This is a genomic window from Bacteroidia bacterium (assembly GCA_023228875.1).
Taxonomy (GTDB): Bacteria; Bacteroidota; Bacteroidia; order NS11-12g; family UBA955; genus JALOAG01.
This window is the reverse complement of sequence record JALOAG010000001.1, coordinates 534,711-552,786: the sequence shown is the minus strand read 5'-3', so window position 1 is coordinate 552,786 and position 18,076 is coordinate 534,711. Positions and strand designations below refer to the sequence as shown.

Here is an 18,076-nt window from a genome sequence, read left to right as displayed (position 1 = left end):
TTTAAAACGAACAATTACAACCTGGTTTATGAATAATTTCCTCACCCTTCTTATTGATATGGCGTTTAACTTTGCCTTTCTCATTAAATTCAATGAAATAAACACGTTTGCCATTTTTAATTTTTTCTTTGGTAACCAACTTATTGGTTTTGATGTCATATTCCTTAATAATCTTCACTTTGCCACCATATCTTGTCTTGACAACAGTGCGCAGACTATCTGCATGAGAATTACTAAAAACTGAAAAAGAAAGACCTAAAAGAAGTAATAAATAGAAACCACGAACAAGAATTGTGAACTTACTACTGTTCTTCATGGTTGTTTTCATCAGAAACAATACTGTTTTCTTCAGAAACTCCATTGTCTTTATTTGTAATTTCTGAATCATTTTGAACCAGGTTTGTATGATGCTCAATTTCTTTCTCGTTTTCTGAAGTTGTTACCATATGATCTCCATCCATATAGCTTTCATACGTAGTCTTTGTGTTAAAAGGGCGTTTTCCTATCAAAACCTCTAAATCTGATTGGAAAAGAATCTCTTTCTTCAACAACTCCTCAGCCAATATTTCTATTTCCTTTTTCTTTTCAGTAAGCAACTGCTTTACTTTTTGATAAGCACTTTCAATTATTTGTCTTACTTCTTCATCTATAAGTTGGGCTGTAGTGTCTGAATATGGTTTTTGATAAGCGTATTCACCTGTAGGGTCATAAAAGGAAACTTGTCCCACTTTGGCACTCATACCATAAATAGTAACCATATTATAAGCCATTTTTGTTACACGCTCAAGGTCATTTTGCGCACCGGTCGAAATCTCATTAAAGAATACTTCTTCTGAAGCGCGTCCACCCAGTGCCATACACATAGAATCTAACAATTGATTGGTTCTGTACAAGAATTGTTCTTTGGGCAGATATTGCGCATATCCAAGTGCAGCAATTCCTCGTGGCACTATTGAAACTTTGACAAGCGGATCTGCGTGCTCTAAAAACCAGCCTGCAATCGCATGTCCGGCTTCATGGTATGCAACAATCCTTTTTTCTTCAGGACTGATGAGCTTATTCTTCTTCTCTAAACCACCAATAACCCTATCAATAGCATCTTGAAAATCTTGCATCTCAACAGCAGGTTTATTCTTACGGGCAGCTATTAGAGCCGCTTCATTACAAACATTCGCTATTTCAGCACCTGCAAAACCGGGAGTTTGTGCTGCCAATTTCTTTGCATCCACATCATTGGCAATTTTCACCGGTTTAAGATGTACTTTAAAAATCTGCTCCCGACCTATTAAATCAGGTTTATCTATTGAAATCTGTCTGTCGAAACGACCGGGACGTAAGAGTGCAGAATCCAATATATCGGGTCTGTTGGTTGCAGCAAGAATAATAACACCGCTGTCTGTACCAAAGCCATCCATTTCTGTTAGCAACTGATTTAAAGTATTTTCTCTTTCATCATTTCCTCCACTTACCAAGTTTTTCCCTCTGGCTCTACCTATTGCGTCAATTTCATCAATGAAAATAATACAAGGTGCTTTCTCTTTCGCTTGTTTAAATAAATCACGTACTCGGCTTGCTCCTACTCCCACAAACATTTCAACAAAGTCCGAACCTGATAATGAAAAGAAAGGAACTCCTGCCTCGCCTGCAACTGCTTTTGCCATCAAAGTCTTTCCTGTACCGGGAGGTCCTACTAACAATGCTCCTTTAGGAATTTTACCTCCTAAATTGGTGTATTTTTTTGGACTTTTTAGAAAATCTACGATTTCCATTACCTCAACTTTCGCCTCATCCAAACCAGCTACATCTTTAAAAGTGATATTGACCTTCGTATTCTTATCAAAAAGCTGTGCACGCGATTTTCCTATTGAGAAAATTTGGCCTGGTCCTCCGGCACCACCTCCTGACATCCTACGCATGATAAACATCCACAATCCGATAAAGAGGGCAATCATAATTACCCATTGTAAAATTGGTCCTATAAAATCGTGTTCGGTTTTAAAATCTAATTTAACCGCATCCACTTCCTCTTTATGATCCTTTCTTAGATTCTCCCATTGGGTTTGAAAATAATCTACATTTGTTTCAAAGTAATATTGAGGAGCTTCTGTATCCAAGAACCCTCTCGACTTTCTCAACTTCTCGTATTTTGCATTTTCTAATGCTTCCTTCGTTAAATAAACTTTAACGATTCTGTCATTAACAATTTGCACCATTCGCACATCGCGAGCTTCAACCATCTTCTTTAAATCATCCCATGAAGATTGTACTCCGCTATCACGAGGCATAAGCTGCATAATCAGAATGCCAATTATCAATAGAGCATAAATCCAATAGGCATTAAACTTAGGTTGTGCCGGTTTTTTAGGTCCTAATCCTCCAGATTTTTTATCATTGGGATTTGTATTTTCGTTTTGATTGAGTTCCATCCGTATTACTGCGAATAAGTGTGCAAAGGTACAATTTTGTAAGAATTTTAATGTCAAAGGTTTTTATTTTCGGGCAAACAAGACATTTATACTATAATTGCAACTTGATTCAAACAAAATTTTTTCAGAACAATATGTACGGTAAAATTAAAGAATATTTGAGCAACGAGCTCAACAATATTAAAGAAGCAGGGCTTTACAAAAGCGAAAGAATTATTACTTCAGCGCAAGGAGCAGAGATTACACTTTCAACAGGTCAAAAGGTGCTTAATTTTTGTGCAAACAATTATCTTGGTCTTTCCTCCCACCCCCGTGTGATTGAAGCAGCAAAACGTGGGCTTGACTCGCATGGGTATGGTATGTCTTCCGTTCGTTTTATCTGTGGCACACAAGACATACACAAAGAATTAGAAAAGAAAATAGCAGACTTTTATCACACAGAAGACACCATTCTTTATGCAGCTGCATTTGATGCTAATGGAGGGGTTTTTGAACCCTTATTAAATGAACTTGATTGCATCATCTCTGATGAACTTAACCACGCATCAATCATTGACGGAGTGAGACTTTGCAAAGCACAACGTTACCGCTACAAAAATAATGATATGGCTGATTTAGAAGAACAGCTCAAACAAGCAAATGCCGCAGGTGCCAGATTCAAACTCATCGTAACGGATGGTGTATTCAGCATGGATGGCTATGTTGCACAGTTAGATAAGATTTGTGACTTAGCAGACAAGTATGATGCTTTAGTAATGACAGACGAATGTCATAGTGCTGGTTTTATTGGCAAAACCGGACGCGGAGTTCCGGAATTATGTGGAGTAATGGAAAGGGTCGATATTGTAACAGGAACACTTGGCAAAGCCTTAGGTGGCGCAATGGGCGGATATACAACAGGTCGCAAAGAAATTATTGAAATGTTGAGACAACGTTCTCGTCCTTATTTGTTTTCAAATTCACTTGCCCCAAGTATCGTTCATGCAAGTATCGAGGTTTTTGATTTGCTTTCTCAAACAACCGAACTGAGAGACAAATTAGAAGAGAATGTAAAATATTTTAAGGCAGGTATTAAACAAGCAGGCTTTGACTACAAAGATGGAGATGCTGCCATTGTTCCAATTATGTTGTATGATGCTAAATTAAGCCAAGATATGGCAAATGCACTTCTCAAAGAAGGCATCTATGTTATAGGGTTCTTCTATCCAGTGGTTGCAAAAGGTCAAGCCAGAATTCGAGTACAACTTTCAGCGGCACACACAAGAGCGCATATTGATCAAGCAATTGCTGCCTTTACAAAAGTGGGAAAAGAATTAGGGGTTATTAAATAATATTAATTTTGTTCACAGACTACTTTAGGAACAAAATGTGAGTAGTCTCCGCCAGATTTTATTATTTCTCTTACTATAGAGCTACTGATTGTGGCGGCATTTGACGGTGCAACAACAAAAATAGTTTCAATTTCAGGAGCCATAGCTGCATTGGCGTGTGCAATAGCTTGTTCATATTCAAAGTCCGTGGAATTTCTTAATCCTCTGATAACAAATTGTATACCTTGCGATTTGCAAAAATTGACGGTTAAGCCCTCAAAACTCATCACCTTTACACGCGGTTCATCAACAAACACGGCTTCTATCCAACGTCTGCGGTGTTCAATACTAAAAAGTGAAGACTTCTTGACATTAACACCAATGGCTACGACAACTTCATCAAAAAGTCGGAGGCTCTTCTTAATTACTCCAACATGACCATTGGTTATTGGGTCAAATGTACCCGGGAAGACTGCACGTTTCATTTATGCAAAATAAGCGAAAATTATTTTCTATAAAAACTGATTATAGACTGTCCGTACACTTTTTCATCAATTAAAGTAGTATGCGGAAGTAACTTATTACGCTCATGCTCAAGACAAAATAGAGTACCCGTGTGCATCTTTTCAACCATAAGATTAAGAAAACTGTTATAATATTCCCAAGCATAAGGCGGATCAGCGTAGATAATATTATATGCAGACAAATCTGAAGACTTTATCCAACTCATTGCATTTCCCTTAAAAATCGTCCATTTGTTTTGAACACTAAAATCATCTCTTAAATTTTGCATGAATGCAACCGATTTCATATTCAAATCAATTGAATCCACATGCAATGCTCCTCTTGAAAGAAATTCTAAAGCAATGACTCCCGTTCCGGCAAACAAATCCAATACTTTCAGTTCATTGAAATCAAATTGATTTTGCAAAATATTGAACAAACTTTCACGGGCACGGTCGGTTGTAGGTCTCACATGAGTTCCAGGACTTCCTTTAATTATTCTCCCTGCAAATTCACCTCCACTTATACGCATTTTACTGTCTGTAACAACAAATTGAACTCTCTCAAATCAAACGCAGGCTCACCTTGGCATCGAGGTAAAACAAAATGGGATTCAAGAGAAATTAGATTTGCAAAATATGGTCGCCATAGCTCGACAACACCTTCTGCGTATTCATTCTCTGAGTAAAACAAAGATGCTAACTCTTGGCTAATTTGGTAATCTTTTAGAATATTCAAACAGAAATACAATACTTCTTCCGCAGCAACAAAGTCAAAGGTATTAGCAAACAATAACCTGTCTTTTTTTAACAGCAATAGATGAAATCCATTATGTTTCTTCAATACAAAAATTGCATTTTCAGATGGAAATTGGATTAAACTTTTTGCTGCCAACCTAATTAATAAATCTGAAATTGACATCTCTTGAATCTGTCCTCTTGGTGGCATTGTTTCTGGTGTAAACTCATTTCGTAATAGCAGTTTTGTCTCAAAAAAATCTACTTCCGACTCAAGTAAACGTGTATTAAAATTTAAAACACCTGCTCCCTTAAAAATTGACGGTATAATCTCAATATAATCTGGAGTAAATAGAAAATATTGTGATGAACAATTATGTGAAATTGGGATAAAATTCAGAAGGGAAACATCTTCGTCAGCAGTCTGTCTAAATGCAATTAATTCTAAATCAAGCGCAAAAACGGCTTCATTATAAAACCCATTTTTTTGTGAAAATATATAATAATAATCTGCGGAGGCATCCTCCTGCCATCTTTTGGAAGAATATTCCTTAAAGACATTGGCTTTATACTTATTTCCAGTTTCCAGAATAGATAGCTTCTTTCATAGAACCCACTTTCAAGGTTCTTTGTTTGTTAAACGGATGCGGGTCTGTAACTTCAAATACAGGAATTTTGATTTCATTCTTTTCAATAAAACCGGCTGAAATGTTAAATTTAGCAGTATCTTGTGGAGGTACAAGAGCAATTTTATCAATATTATATTCTTTGCTTCCAAACACTTCTATCAAAGGATCAAGATATATAGTGTCAACTTCCAATCCGGCTAGCGAATCTTTATCTAAATCTCCGATACTTTTTATTTCCATATACTTCTCGTTTTTAAAGAAATAAATTAATGTGTCAAAGTTATCAGCAAACTTTCCTTTGGTATCTTTATATGCCAATTGTGCTTTTTGGACTTCTTTCAATCTATCAATCACTTGTTGATCAATCAGACGTACTTGCATAGTGTAATCAACATCTTTTTTGACTGAATAATAAATTAAAAAGCCAACAATCCCATTGAGGATTAACAACACAACGATAATAATTCTATTTGACATCGGTTTTTAAATGAGAGTGCAATATTAATACTTTTACAATTAAGTTATAATCAAAAAGCCCTCACGATTTGACGTAAGGGCTTTATATAAAACAAAAAATATGATGGACTTGTCAATGCACGTATTAATGAGCAACCAAGTTAACCTTGATTTCTAGTTCATTTTTAACAAAGTCATCTTTTCCTTTCTTCACCACGCCATCTAAGAAGTTTTTAATACCTTCTTCATCATAAGTAACTCCCCAATCAAGTCTATTAATTACAAAAGTAGCCGATGCTTTAAAACCATTCTCAGAGAAATCAACCTTAGCAGGGAATGTAACCTGCTTTGCTACACCTTTGATTGTTAAATTACCTGAAATCTTATGAGTATTACCTGAATCATCTTGAACAACTTCAACTGAAGTAATATGAAAAGTAGAGGTTGGAAACTTAGCTACATCAAAGAAATGGTCGCTTTTCAAATGTCCTTCTAACTTTTCTTGATTATACTCTCCTTCTGCAGGTAAGTCAAGATTCTTTATAGTATTCATATCTGCCGTAAAATCACCGGCTACTACTTTACCATCCTCAATTGAAACAGTTCCGCCTGAAAGATTAATGGTACCATTGTGAGTTTTTCCTAAGAATTTAGCTCCCAACCACTCAATTCCACTTTGTTGAGTATCAATATTAAGGGTTAGGGCTGTTTCTTCTACTTGTGCTACTTCTCCGGCTTCAGTTGCAGCTACTTGATTTGTGTTACTTGAACACGCTGCAAATAATACTGCAGCAAAACCAATTAAAAATACTTTTTTCATGTTAAGATTTTGTTTTGTTAATACGAGTGCAAATTTAGTATCTGAAGAATAAAATTATATGTATATACATCTAATTTATTCTTTCATATAACGGTTTCCCACCCAAACAAAACGCTTATTAATGAAATTAGGATCGGTGAAAGTTGCATTACCTGCAGGATTGCCACCTGTTACGTGTAAATCGGAAAAAGCAGCGTGTTGATTGACAAATGCTGCACCTGAAAAGTTAAAAGATACAGGAGTAAACGCATTATTCATAACATCTTCTATCTTGTCTGACTTCTCTGCATCTGTGCAATAGGCTAAACATGTAATTGCACCGTTTTCACGTGCTGACTGAGCAGCTAACTGAAGAGATTCTTCGAAATTCTTGGTCTTTATCAGCACCACAAAAGGTCCAAAGTATTCCTTCCAATACAAATCTTTTTGAGCACTTTCAACTGCTACTACAATTGGGCTTTGTACTCTTGCCGCTTCAAACTCAGGATTTTCTACCGGAACTGTATCCAAGACTATATCTGAGAATTGCAATTTCCCTTTCTTCACTCTTTCTAAAGTAAAATCGTTTTGTATTGCACCCAAAGTTGCTGCTCCTGCTTTAGGATTGGTAACCAAACCTTTTATAGCCTCTGACAATATTGTCTTAAACTCATCAAATCCAACAATTCCATTTGGTGTTGAAATACCTTGTTCTGCAACAAAAATATTTTGCGGTGCAGTACACATTTGACCTGAATATAAACTAATTGAAAACGCAATATTTTGTGCGGTCTTTTGCAAATCATTAGAGGAATCCAATATGATTGAATTAACTCCTGCTTTTTCTGTAAATGTTTCCTTTCCAACAAGAGATTCTACATAATCTCCAAAAGCATTGCCACCCGTATAGTCTATCAATTTAATATCAGATTGTTCACATAATACCTTTGTAATAGGAGCCTGCACTGTATCAACTGCTATTTGTACAATCCGTTTATCAAAACCGTACTTTTCTAATACTTTTTGTATTTCGCTTATCACAATGGCGATTGGATAGATTGCTTTAGGATGCGGTTTCAGAATCGCAACATTACCAGTAATTAAATCAGCATATAGACCAGGAAATGAATTCCAAATTGGAAATGTAGAACAGCCGATTAACAGCCCGATTCCTTTGGGGATTGCTTTATAGTTCTTTTCAAGTGTCAAATCAAATTTGCCTAAATTTTTAGTCCATGTTGTGTGTGCATTATATCTACTTTGTTCCACATATCCCATAACAATTGCTTCCATCGCACGGTCAAGTGCATGAGGCCCACTTGCCTGAAATGACATTAAAAACGATTGACCGGTTGTATGCATGGTAGCATAAGCTATTTCGGAGAACCTCTCTGCAATTACATCTAAAGATTCTAATAAAATTTTTGTACGCAATTCTAAAGAAGTTTTAGCCCATGCGTTTTTCACTTGCTGAGCATTCAGCACCAATGTTTTTACATCAAATGCAGGATAATGTATTCCTAAACCGACATTTAAGTAAGGTGAAACTTCCTCACCAATCCAATTTGCACAACCGGAAGCATATAATTCATTAAAATTACTATTCAACTGTTTATGAAATGCAGTCTCACCCATTTTCATATACTCTTCTGAATAAGACCTAATATTTTCTGTGTATTTTGAATAATACCCTCTTTCTTTAATGTGCTTAACAATTTCATCAAGCTCTTTCAAATCTTGTGTTATACTCATAGTGCTGCAAAGCTAAAAAATTGAGATGAATCTAACTTACCTTATCACAAATTAATACTGCTCTTATAGTTTTGAGTATAGCAATTATGCAAAGTAAAGTCTACAGTTTCATCAAGGAGTAAAAAGCAATTGAACTAAAACAGAGATTACGGAAAGACATACAAAAAAAATCCTCTTATACTTGAGGTATAAGAGGATTTGAGAAAACGTATATTGTCTTTACCTTTTATATATAGTTAGAGAGTTCGATTGCTCCGCCTTCATGAATTACTAATGCAATCAAATACACTACCAAAATCAAAGGTAAAAGTATAGTTAAAACTAGATTTTTAACTTCATATTTAAGGTGCATAAATGTTCCGACTATATAAAACCCTTTCAGAAGTCCTAATGCAATAAAGGTGTAATTTCTAAGATTAGAAGGTTTAAATGTGAAGTAAAGAACTACATCAATTAAGGTTAGAAACAACAATACCCAAAAAACCATCCAAACTTCTTTCTTACCATGGCTATGTGCCTCAGGGACATAAACAGTCGGGTCATATTGTTTTTCCGGATCTTCCATTACTTGATTTATTGTACTCATATTGATATAAATTAATGTATAAATTAGATGAGATAGAAAAAGGTAAACACAAACACCCAAACTAAGTCAACAAAGTGCCAATAGAGACCTACCTTCTCAACCATATCGTAGTGCCCTCTTCTTTCATACGTACCAAAAATTACATTTAGATAAACTACAATATTGATAATCACACCGCTTAGTACGTGAAATCCATGAAAACCTGTAACCAAAAAGAAAAAGGCTGAGAACTGCGGAGCACCTGCCACTCTAAATCCTTCTTCCCAATGATAGTGATCAAACAATTTAAGACTATGTGCATACTTAAATCCGGCTTCAGATAATCCAAAGTTGTTCTCGTATAATCGTGCACCTTCTCCAATAAATACAGACCATTCCCATGCTTGACAAGAAAGGAAAATAATTCCGCCAATAATAGTCAACAACATATACTTACCTACTTCTTTGTGTGAATTCCTTTGACCTGCCTCAACTGCCAGCACCATTGTTACTGAACTGAAAATTAGGACAAAAGTCATTAAGCTAACAAAAAATAAAGGTAAGTGGGTATGACCTGCAAAAGGGAAGTGATTAAACACCATATCTGGCGATGGCCATATATCCCAATTAGCAAATCTGGTGGCACCATAAAAAACTAAAAGTGAAGAAAATGTAAAGATATCCGAAATCAAGAATATCCACATCATCAACTTTCCATAGCTAACATTAAATGGAGAGCGACCTCCTGCCCATGTGGGCTTAGCTTGTTGTATTGTAGTAGTATTTGACATCTATATGAAAAATAAATAATTAGTTCTGAATAAAATTCTTACCGCGCAAAGTAAAGAAATAAAAGAATACAAATCCAAAGCAACCCAAGAAAATGCCAATAAGTTGTGGAGATATTAATAAACACAAGGTTTTTGCGATGGACGTTTAACTTTAAAGACTTAAAGAACGTAAGGATTAATAAAGAAAGTCCTATGAGAATATGAGCTAAGTGAACAAAAGAAATCACATATACAAAACTCGCAGAAATTTCCTCCGGCTCCTGATTTGAAATAAATAACCCTCTGCTTATCATATCTTTCCAGCCTAAGAATTGTGATACTCCAAATGCTACTCCTGTAACAATTGAAAGCAATACTAAACTTGGCACCAATTGTACATCGTCTTTTTTAGCTGCATTATATGCCTTCTGCATTAATAAACTTGAGGCTATGGCGATTCCGGCACTAATCCAAAACCATATTGGTAAATCAAATTGCAACCACGCTTCATTACGTAACCCATCTGTTCTATGTACAATATATGCACTTAGAAAACCTGCAAAGAGCATTATGGAGGCGATTATTAAAAGCCAAACAAGAAAAATTACAGGATGAACGCCAAAACTTCCTGAACTTTTTAAGTTTTTGGAATCTTGAAGGTGATTATTTGTTTCAAAATTAGTAGTCATTTTATTACATTAAAAGAGCGAGCAAAACAAAAACAATGTGCATATAGCTTGACAACATTACTTTTTTTGCTTCTTTGTTTTCCAGTGTTTTATAAAGTTGTAGTGCATACCACATCACAAGCCCTCCGCATATCATTGCAACAAGCAAATAGAACGGACCACTAAAGCCAACAATAAAAGGTATTGCACTTGTAAGTGTCATTAATAAAGCATACCACCATATTTGAAAAGCACTTCTTTTACTTTTTCCTTGTCGAGAAGGAAGCATAAAGTAGCCAGCCTTTAAATAATCTTCATGAAGTAACCAAGCCAAACTCCAAAAATGAATAAATTGCCAAAAAAATTGTATCGCAAAAATCACTAAAGCAATAAAAGTAATTTCACCTGTTGCGCCAATAAACCCTAACATTGGCGGGGCTGCACCGGGAAATGCCCCAACAAATGCACATACAGGGCTCACCTTTTTTAGAGGAGTGTACACAAATGCATATATTACAAGTGAACCTAAACCTAAAAAAGCAACTGTTGCATTAAAAGTAATACCAAGAATGAAAATGCTTAGCACTGCAGTAATAAAAGCAAAAACTAAGGCTTCATTCACAGACAACACGTTGGTAACAAGCGGTCTATTTTGTGTCCTTGACATCAACCTATCAGAATCTCTTTCAATAACTTGATTTAATGCGTTTGAAGAAGCAGACAAAAGAAAGCCACCAACAAGGAGCAAAAGCAATGATAAAATGCTAAATTCCGCAACTTCAGGATGCTTAAACACGCCAACAATATATCCAATACATGCAGTAATAGCGACAAGCATTGACAAACGAAATTTACCTAACATTAGATAATCCTTGATTCCGGCTCTTAGTGCTACAATGTTTGTTTGTGATATTTCAGGCTGATTGTCCAAGGCGTAAAGTGCTTGCGAAATTAATCCAAAAATGGAAACAAAATAAAAGGCAGTGTTAAAAAACACTGCCTTTCAAAAATTCTATTTTTGATATGTTATTTCTCTATGATGCTAAACTCAACCCTTCGATTTTGTTGTCTTCCTTCTTCTGTATCATTAGTAGCAACTGGCTTAGTTTTTCCATATCCTTTGGCAGTCATTCTACTTTCATTAATACCTTTGTCAACCAAATATTTTTTCACAGAATTCACACGATCTTGTGACAATTTATTATTAGAAGCATCGCTTCCAACATTGTCAGTATGACCAGAAAGTTCAATTTTTACAGTTTGGTTATCCTGCATGAACTTCACTACTCTATCTAACTCTGTAAATGATTCAGATTGTAAATTAGCAGAACCAAACTCAAAGAAAATATTATTCAACCTAACAGTAGCACCTACTTCAATAGGAACAAGATAAAGGTTCTTCTCAATTTCTTGATAGTCTCCGACTTTTCTAAAATCTAAATTTTCCGAAACACCAATGAAACCTGCAGCGCTTGCTGTAATATCGTAGTTCTTACCATAAGGTAATACAACTTTATATTCACCTGTTTTGGGATTCGTACGTGCAACACCATAATTCACGCCATCTTCAATTCCATTATAAACAATAGTGGCTCCAATGGGTTCATTAGTTTTTTCATTCAACACTTTTCCTCGAATCAATACAACAGGATCCGGTTGAACATCCTCTTTAAGTGTTATTCTAACAATATCAGTTAAGCCAACTGAGTTTTCAGAACTTGCCATATAAGCATATTTTCCTGATGCATCAATTGAATAATATGCATCCCATTTAGGTGTATTTACACCATCACCTAAGTTCTCCGGCTCAGACCAATTTGTCCAAGTATCATCCAATCTCTTTGAAATCCAAATATCATTACTTCCAAGTCCTCCTTTTCTGTTTGAAGAGAAATAAAGGGTTTTTCCATCAGATGCCATAAACGGAGAGTGAACGTCATCTCCTGAAGTGTTGATTTTGGGTCCTAAATTAATAGGTCTTGACCATGTTCCATCCTTTTGCAAATGAGATACATATAATTTCTCGTTATCATCTGTTGAACTTTCAGAAAAACCTAAAATTAAATGTTTACCATCTTGAGTCCAATATGCAGCAACATAGTTACCCTTAGACATGTTTTCATAATCTTTAATAGTAATCCCTTCCGGTTTAGACCAACCGTCAATAGTTCTATAGATGAAAGAATATCCTTTTTTAACATACTCTCCATTCTTAAAGAAACCTTTAATCATCATGGTATTTTCATCGGGACTCACACCTGCAATACTATTATATGTGCGAGTATTAAAAGGATCTGTTAAATGCTCCGCAGAAGCGTTTTCTATTCCATTACTAATATCAGCTACCCAAATATCTTGAGAAGAATAAGCACCAACATTATTTAAAGGGTGATCAGATCTAATAAAATAAAGAGTTTTCCCATCGGGTGAAATGACCGGATTAATCTCACTATATACTGTGTTAATATGCTTATCCATTTTAGCAACTATTTCCTCTTGGAATGTTGGATATACATGAGAAGGTGTTCTTTGAGGGAACTTATAAATAGCTTGAAACTGTAATCCATAAAGATTATTCATTGATTTTACAGTCTTTGGAGTACTTGCTTGAGGATTAGTGGCATTCAGATAACTAACATCATAAAGCATTAAATTAAATTGTGCATAAGCTCGTAAACCAATCATTACTGGCCATTTTTTACTTGGGTTAATAAACATCCCTAAGTTATAGCTAAATCCGGCAGAAGTACCTCCACCTAACTTTCCTTGATGTGGCACACCTTCAGAATTCGCTACGTCAATCTTACCTCTTACATTAGCAAAAGCTCCATGAAAACCCCAGCCTGAATAAGTTATGACAGGTTTATATGTATGTGCACTTGGTTTTAAAATTAACAAATTAAGTGCATTTGAACCAAAGCTGTATGTCCTAGACCAGTCGGTACCACCACCCGTAGAAACTGCTTTTCTACTTTGCAATTGAATCTCGATTATTCTTTTGCCTGTTTTATAGAAAGCACCAAATATATCTATACCATTTGTTTTACTCATTTTATTTAACGGAGTGGACAATGTCAAAAGATTTCCTTTCCCATCTTTTTTAGTTGTCCCCGCGTTGTAAACTTCTATATAATCATTAAATGCCTGATATCCTCCTATAGAAAGATCATAACCAAGACCTGCATAAACAGGCATCCACTTATCTGATTTTTGCCCGAATGCGCCATCATTGACTTTGAAATTTTTGATAGCCGCTAAACTAGAAGCTAAATTATGATATGTTGTTACATCAACGAACCACATTACTTCTCTCACCCATTCATCTTTTACAATATTTAGTGCCTTTATTGCATTCTCGGTTGAAAGTTCTTTTAAAATATTCGCAACCACGTCACGCTTACAACTTGTTAAAATTGCAACAATTTTCAATTTAGAGTCCTGATCACTTGAGTTTTTATCAATATTCTCTAATAAAATCTCGATTGCTGCTGCTCCTACACTAGGCTTTGAATCATTAATTGTTTTCACAAGCTTCATATCAGGAGTAATGGTTTTGTAATTGGGTTTGTAAGTCGCTTTATATTCTTCATACGACATTTGAGAATACAACGAATTACATAGCATCATAAATACAGACATCAGGAATAATCTGTTGCTGATTTTTTGTAATTTATTTTTCATACTGTTAGTTAACTAATTATTAGGTCGCAATAATAGTTATTTTCATCTTTTAACAAGCGTTTTAGTAAAAAAAATAATACAAATGCAAAACCTTAATATTCAACGGCATGAATAACACAGCTTATCAAAAATATTACGAGAGTGTAGCTAAGCGTACGTTATGCGGGAAATTGAAAATAAAAAAAGCCTTAGAGATCTTCTAAGGCTTTCTAAATAGGGTTCTATAATTATGCTTTAACCAAACCGAACAAGCGTGCAAAAGAAGAAAATAATACTTTGTTTGCAGTTGGAGTCTCATCAATAACTGAAGGAGTTTCAGTATCAGGTGTGTGAGATGTAACAGGTTGATAATTAGCTTCAACTAAATCACTATCATCAGGTTCATTTTGGGGCCAGAAATCAGACTCTCTTCCGGGTACACTATATTCATAAGCACCTCTATATACAACAGGAAGTGGACCTGGCCAATTACCATGAATATGTTCAACAGGTGTTGTCCATTCAAGTCCATTCGCATTCCAAGGATTCTGAGTAGCTTTTTCCCCCCAATAAATACTTCTAACAAAGTTATAAATGAAAAGTAACTGTGCTCCAACTCCTAAAATAGCTCCAAGTGTCATCACAATATTCACATCCATCCAAACCCCGAATTCAGGGATTAATGTGAACTCATAATATCTACGAGGCACTCCGGCAACACCTAAAAAGTGCATAGGGTAAAATACTACATAAGCGCCTATGAAGGTAAGCCAAAAATGAAAATGTCCCAATGTGTTATTCATCATACGTCCAAACATTTTTGGAAACCAATGATAGACTCCACCAAACATCGCAAATATTGCAGCCGCACCCATTACAAGGTGGAAATGTCCAATTACAAAATAAGTATCGTGCAGTGTAATATCTACAGCAGCATTTCCTAAGAACATCCCTGTAACACCTCCGGAAATAAATAATGAAACCATGCCAATTGAGAATAACATACCTGGTGTAAATCTTATATTACCTTTCCACAATGTCGTAAGATAATTAAATGTCTTTACGGATGATGGCACAGCGATAATCAAGCTAATAGCCATAAAAATAGTACCTAAAAACGGATTCATACCTGTAACAAACATGTGGTGTCCCCATACAAGGAAAGACAAGAAAGAAATACTAAACATGGAAATAATCATTGCAGTATATCCAAATATAGGTTTACGTGCATTGTTTGATATAATTTCTGATACAATCCCAAAAGCAGGTAGAATAATAATATAAACCTCTGGATGTCCTAAAAACCAAAATAAATGTTGATATAAGATAGGGCTACCTCCAACATTATCTAAAGCTCCAACACCATTAAGATAAATATCCGACAAATAGAATGAGGTTCCTAACATTCTATCAAAAATTAAAAATAATCCTGCACCTAACAATACAGGGAAAGAAAGCAATCCTACAATAGCAGCAAAAAAGAAACTCCAAACTGTTAAAGGCATACGATTCATGGACATACCTTTAGTTCTCATGTTTAGAATAGTTGAAATATAATTAATGCCACCTAATAAAGATGAAATTATAAACAAGACAATTGAAAACAACCACAAAGTCATTCCCATACCCGAACCAGGAATTGCTTTGTCTAGTGCTGACAAAGGAGGATAAACAGTCCATCCACCACCGGCAGGACCAGTTTCAACAAAAAATGAACAAACCAATACTATTGCAGAAGCGATAAAGAACCAAACGCCAAGCATATTTAAAAATGGAGATGCCATATCTCTAGCTCCAATTTGTAACGGAATTAACAGATTACTATAGGTGCCGCTTAACCCACCGGTAAGTACAAAGAACACCATGATTGTACCATGAATAGTAACTAATGCTAGGAAGAAGTTCGGGTCAATAACTCCGCCTTTACCCCACTTACCAAGCAACATTTCTACAATGGTAAACGAGTGTCCTGGCCAAGCTAATTGTAATCTGAACAAGACAGACATAAAACCACCAATACATCCCATAATCATACCTGTGATTAGATATTGACGTGAAATCATTTTGTGATCCAAACTAAAAATATACTTGCTTATAAAGCTCTGTTTGCCATGTTCATGGTGGCTATGACCTTCTGTTTCTATATGTGCTGTATGACTCATTATACTTAAGTATTTATAATTATGATAAATTAAAGATTATTTGCTTTGTGAGAATCGGTAACTGCAATCATGCTCGCAGAATTAGTTATTTGAGTTTCTGCAAAAGAAGGTTTTTGTTTACCTATCCACTCTTTATATTCTGCTTCTGTTTCAACAACAGTAATTTTAATCTTCATATTAAAATGTGCTTGACCACAGACCTTGTTACAATAAATATAATAATTGAATTCTTCATCGCCTTTTTCTGCTCTGGCTTCTGCGGTGGTTTTAGTTGGAACAAAAACAAAATATGTACTCATACCTGGTACAGTATTCATTTGTAGTCTAAAATCCGGAGCAAATGCTGAATGAATAACATCTCTAGAACGGAATTTGAATCTTACAGCCTTCCCTTTTTGAATAACAATTTCTTTCACCACCAAATCATCGTTTGCATCTCCATTAAATGTTTTAGCGTATTGGTCCTTATCAGATTCTAACAAAGCCATTCTCTCTAATTGTTTTGTTCTTCTGCGTAACGTTAATTTTAACTCATCAACATATTTACCACACTTCACATTTTCTATTTCTTTTTCTGTGTCTTTTACTCCCTTAAAGTCTGCTTTATTTTGATATTCAATTAATTGGCTATTAAGTTCAGATAAATAAACAGAAACATTCGCAATCTTTTTATTACAATCAGCTGTATCCTTCTTTAACTCTTCCGTAAACTTCGCAACCTCTGATTTTACTGCTAAACCTAAAGGGTTAGTACCTGAGATATAATTAAAACTTGCTGCGCCAAACTTTCCATCTTGACCTGGGTAGCGTGCAGACCAACCAAACTGATATGCAAAAACTTCTATTTCATCAGCATTTTTAGCTTCGGGGTTATAGGTAATTTCTTTCCATGCTGCATTTCCTCTAAATGCCATTATAACCAATATTATGAAAGGAACAGCAGTCCAGAAGATTTCAAGTTTATTGTTTTCAGGATAGTAGTATGCTTTTCTGCCTTCTTTAGTCCTATACAAGAATGGAAAAACAAACAATAAAATCTCAGTAAGAATAAAAACTGCGAAGGTTAATACAAAAGTAAACATGAACATGTTATCTAATGCAACACCATGTGCAGCACTTGGATTGCCTACTTTGGCATATTTACCCTGAGCAAATAGTTCCCAGAATGCAAAATAAACCCCAACAACCAAGATAATGATACAAATCCATGCACTTACCTTATTAATATCTGCAACCTTCTTGCCTGTTATTTTATATGTGAAATGTGCGATATCAAAAACAAATGCAATAACAACAATTAATAAAACAAAGGCAATAAAAATCATCCATAAAACCTGAGTTCTAACCGTATCGTATGGAGTTACAGCTTCATAAGGAGTATATTCTCCTCCTCCAACTCCAAACCATGATGCTTGATGCGTTTCAAATGGCAGGATTTGATGAGAAAAAACTGGTTTTGCAAAATAAGCAATTGACAAAAATACAACAGCAACTAATGCCTTGAATATGGTCTTTTTTAAAGTAGAATTCATTTCGCTATTATTGACTTTTATAATGTGATTTTCGTGCGCAAATTTATCCTTATTTTTATTTACGCAAACTTTTTCCAAAAATAAAACCAACCTAACATCTGTTAGT

16 protein-coding genes are annotated in these 18,076 nt (G+C 35.2%); 1 reads left to right on the top strand and 15 read right to left on the bottom strand.

What is annotated here, in order from left to right:
- Position 1 precedes the first annotated feature (1 nt).
- Positions 2-316, bottom strand: coding sequence for a hypothetical protein (locus M0R38_02585; protein MCK9480631.1), 315 nt, complete (start codon positions 314-316; stop codon positions 2-4).
- Positions 303-2,426: an ATP-dependent zinc metalloprotease FtsH gene (gene ftsH / locus M0R38_02580; protein ID MCK9480630.1), complete on the bottom strand. Its 2,124-nt coding sequence runs from the start codon at positions 2,424-2,426 to the stop codon at positions 303-305. Before ftsH ends, M0R38_02585 begins: the two co-directional genes overlap by 14 nt.
- Positions 2,427-2,560: 134 nt before the next feature.
- Between ftsH and kbl the strand changes: the two genes are divergently transcribed.
- Positions 2,561-3,757, top strand: coding sequence for a glycine C-acetyltransferase (gene kbl / locus M0R38_02575; GenBank protein ID MCK9480629.1), 1,197 nt, complete (start codon positions 2,561-2,563; stop codon positions 3,755-3,757).
- 2 nt (positions 3,758-3,759) lie between these two features.
- On the opposite strand, the gene coaD is transcribed toward kbl, so the two are convergent.
- From coaD to M0R38_02510, 13 genes are all read right to left on the bottom strand, one after another.
- Positions 3,760-4,221, bottom strand: a complete 462-nt coding sequence (coaD, locus tag M0R38_02570; protein ID MCK9480628.1) for a pantetheine-phosphate adenylyltransferase — start codon at positions 4,219-4,221, stop codon at positions 3,760-3,762.
- A 20-nt stretch (positions 4,222-4,241) separates the two neighbouring features.
- Positions 4,242-4,772 (bottom strand): RsmD family RNA methyltransferase, encoded by a 531-nt coding sequence (locus M0R38_02565; GenBank protein MCK9480627.1) that lies wholly within the window; start codon positions 4,770-4,772, stop codon positions 4,242-4,244.
- Positions 4,763-5,188: a DUF3822 family protein gene (locus tag M0R38_02560; protein ID MCK9480626.1), complete on the bottom strand. Its 426-nt coding sequence runs from the start codon at positions 5,186-5,188 to the stop codon at positions 4,763-4,765. The genes M0R38_02565 and M0R38_02560 overlap by 10 nt, the downstream gene beginning before the upstream one ends.
- Positions 5,189-5,549: 361 nt before the next feature.
- Positions 5,550-6,083 (bottom strand): hypothetical protein, encoded by a 534-nt coding sequence (locus M0R38_02555; GenBank protein MCK9480625.1) that lies wholly within the window; start codon positions 6,081-6,083, stop codon positions 5,550-5,552.
- A gap of 124 nt (positions 6,084-6,207) precedes the next feature.
- A complete protein-coding gene (locus tag M0R38_02550; protein ID MCK9480624.1) occupies positions 6,208-6,882 on the bottom strand; it encodes a YceI family protein in 675 nt (224 codons plus the stop codon).
- Between the two features lie 75 nt (positions 6,883-6,957).
- A complete protein-coding gene (locus tag M0R38_02545) occupies positions 6,958-8,613 on the bottom strand; it encodes an aldehyde dehydrogenase family protein (protein ID MCK9480623.1) in 1,656 nt (551 codons plus the stop codon).
- Between the two features lie 226 nt (positions 8,614-8,839).
- Entirely contained in the window at positions 8,840-9,199 is a 360-nt protein-coding gene (locus M0R38_02540) for a cytochrome C oxidase subunit IV family protein (protein MCK9480622.1), read from the bottom strand.
- Between the two features lie 23 nt (positions 9,200-9,222).
- A complete protein-coding gene (locus M0R38_02535) occupies positions 9,223-9,969 on the bottom strand; it encodes a cytochrome c oxidase subunit 3 (protein ID MCK9480621.1) in 747 nt (248 codons plus the stop codon).
- Positions 9,970-10,007: 38 nt separating this feature from the next.
- Entirely contained in the window at positions 10,008-10,637 is a 630-nt protein-coding gene (locus M0R38_02530) for a cytochrome oxidase subunit III (protein MCK9480620.1), read from the bottom strand.
- A gap of 4 nt (positions 10,638-10,641) precedes the next feature.
- Complete coding sequence (gene cyoE, locus M0R38_02525; protein ID MCK9480619.1) at positions 10,642-11,547, bottom strand: heme o synthase; 906 nt, start codon at positions 11,545-11,547, stop codon at positions 10,642-10,644.
- A gap of 95 nt (positions 11,548-11,642) precedes the next feature.
- Entirely contained in the window at positions 11,643-14,297 is a 2,655-nt protein-coding gene (locus M0R38_02520) for an OmpA family protein (GenBank protein ID MCK9480618.1), read from the bottom strand.
- Between the two features lie 227 nt (positions 14,298-14,524).
- Positions 14,525-16,438 (bottom strand): cbb3-type cytochrome c oxidase subunit I, encoded by a 1,914-nt coding sequence (locus tag M0R38_02515; GenBank protein ID MCK9480617.1) that lies wholly within the window; start codon positions 16,436-16,438, stop codon positions 14,525-14,527.
- Positions 16,439-16,467: 29 nt separating this feature from the next.
- On the bottom strand, positions 16,468-17,970 hold the full coding sequence (locus tag M0R38_02510; GenBank protein ID MCK9480616.1) for a cytochrome c oxidase subunit II: 1,503 nt from the start codon (positions 17,968-17,970) through the stop codon (positions 16,468-16,470).
- Positions 17,971-18,076: the final 106 nt, after the last annotated feature.

What these genes read in the sequence shown, in the direction of transcription:
- M0R38_02510 (MCK9480616.1), bottom strand. Translation starts at nt 17,970, where the DNA reads ATGAATTCTACTTTAAAAAAGACCATATTCAAGGCATTAGTTGCTGTT.
- M0R38_02540 (MCK9480622.1), bottom strand. Translation starts at nt 9,199, where the DNA reads ATGAGTACAATAAATCAAGTAATGGAAGATCCGGAAAAACAATATGAC.
- M0R38_02535 (MCK9480621.1), bottom strand. Translation starts at nt 9,969, where the DNA reads ATGTCAAATACTACTACAATACAACAAGCTAAGCCCACATGGGCAGGA.
- kbl (MCK9480629.1), top strand. Translation starts at nt 2,561, where the DNA reads ATGTACGGTAAAATTAAAGAATATTTGAGCAACGAGCTCAACAATATT.
- M0R38_02530 (MCK9480620.1), bottom strand. Translation starts at nt 10,637, where the DNA reads ATGACTACTAATTTTGAAACAAATAATCACCTTCAAGATTCCAAAAAC.
- M0R38_02555 (MCK9480625.1), bottom strand. Translation starts at nt 6,083, where the DNA reads ATGTCAAATAGAATTATTATCGTTGTGTTGTTAATCCTCAATGGGATT.
- M0R38_02560 (MCK9480626.1), bottom strand. Translation starts at nt 5,188, where the DNA reads ATGCCACCAAGAGGACAGATTCAAGAGATGTCAATTTCAGATTTATTA.
- ftsH (MCK9480630.1), bottom strand. Translation starts at nt 2,426, where the DNA reads ATGGAACTCAATCAAAACGAAAATACAAATCCCAATGATAAAAAATCT.
- M0R38_02565 (MCK9480627.1), bottom strand. Translation starts at nt 4,772, where the DNA reads ATGCGTATAAGTGGAGGTGAATTTGCAGGGAGAATAATTAAAGGAAGT.
- M0R38_02520 (MCK9480618.1), bottom strand. Translation starts at nt 14,297, where the DNA reads ATGAAAAATAAATTACAAAAAATCAGCAACAGATTATTCCTGATGTCT.
- M0R38_02545 (MCK9480623.1), bottom strand. Translation starts at nt 8,613, where the DNA reads ATGAGTATAACACAAGATTTGAAAGAGCTTGATGAAATTGTTAAGCAC.
- coaD (MCK9480628.1), bottom strand. Translation starts at nt 4,221, where the DNA reads ATGAAACGTGCAGTCTTCCCGGGTACATTTGACCCAATAACCAATGGT.
- M0R38_02585 (MCK9480631.1), bottom strand. Translation starts at nt 316, where the DNA reads ATGAAGAACAGTAGTAAGTTCACAATTCTTGTTCGTGGTTTCTATTTA.
- M0R38_02515 (MCK9480617.1), bottom strand. Translation starts at nt 16,438, where the DNA reads ATGAGTCATACAGCACATATAGAAACAGAAGGTCATAGCCACCATGAA.
- M0R38_02550 (MCK9480624.1), bottom strand. Translation starts at nt 6,882, where the DNA reads ATGAAAAAAGTATTTTTAATTGGTTTTGCTGCAGTATTATTTGCAGCG.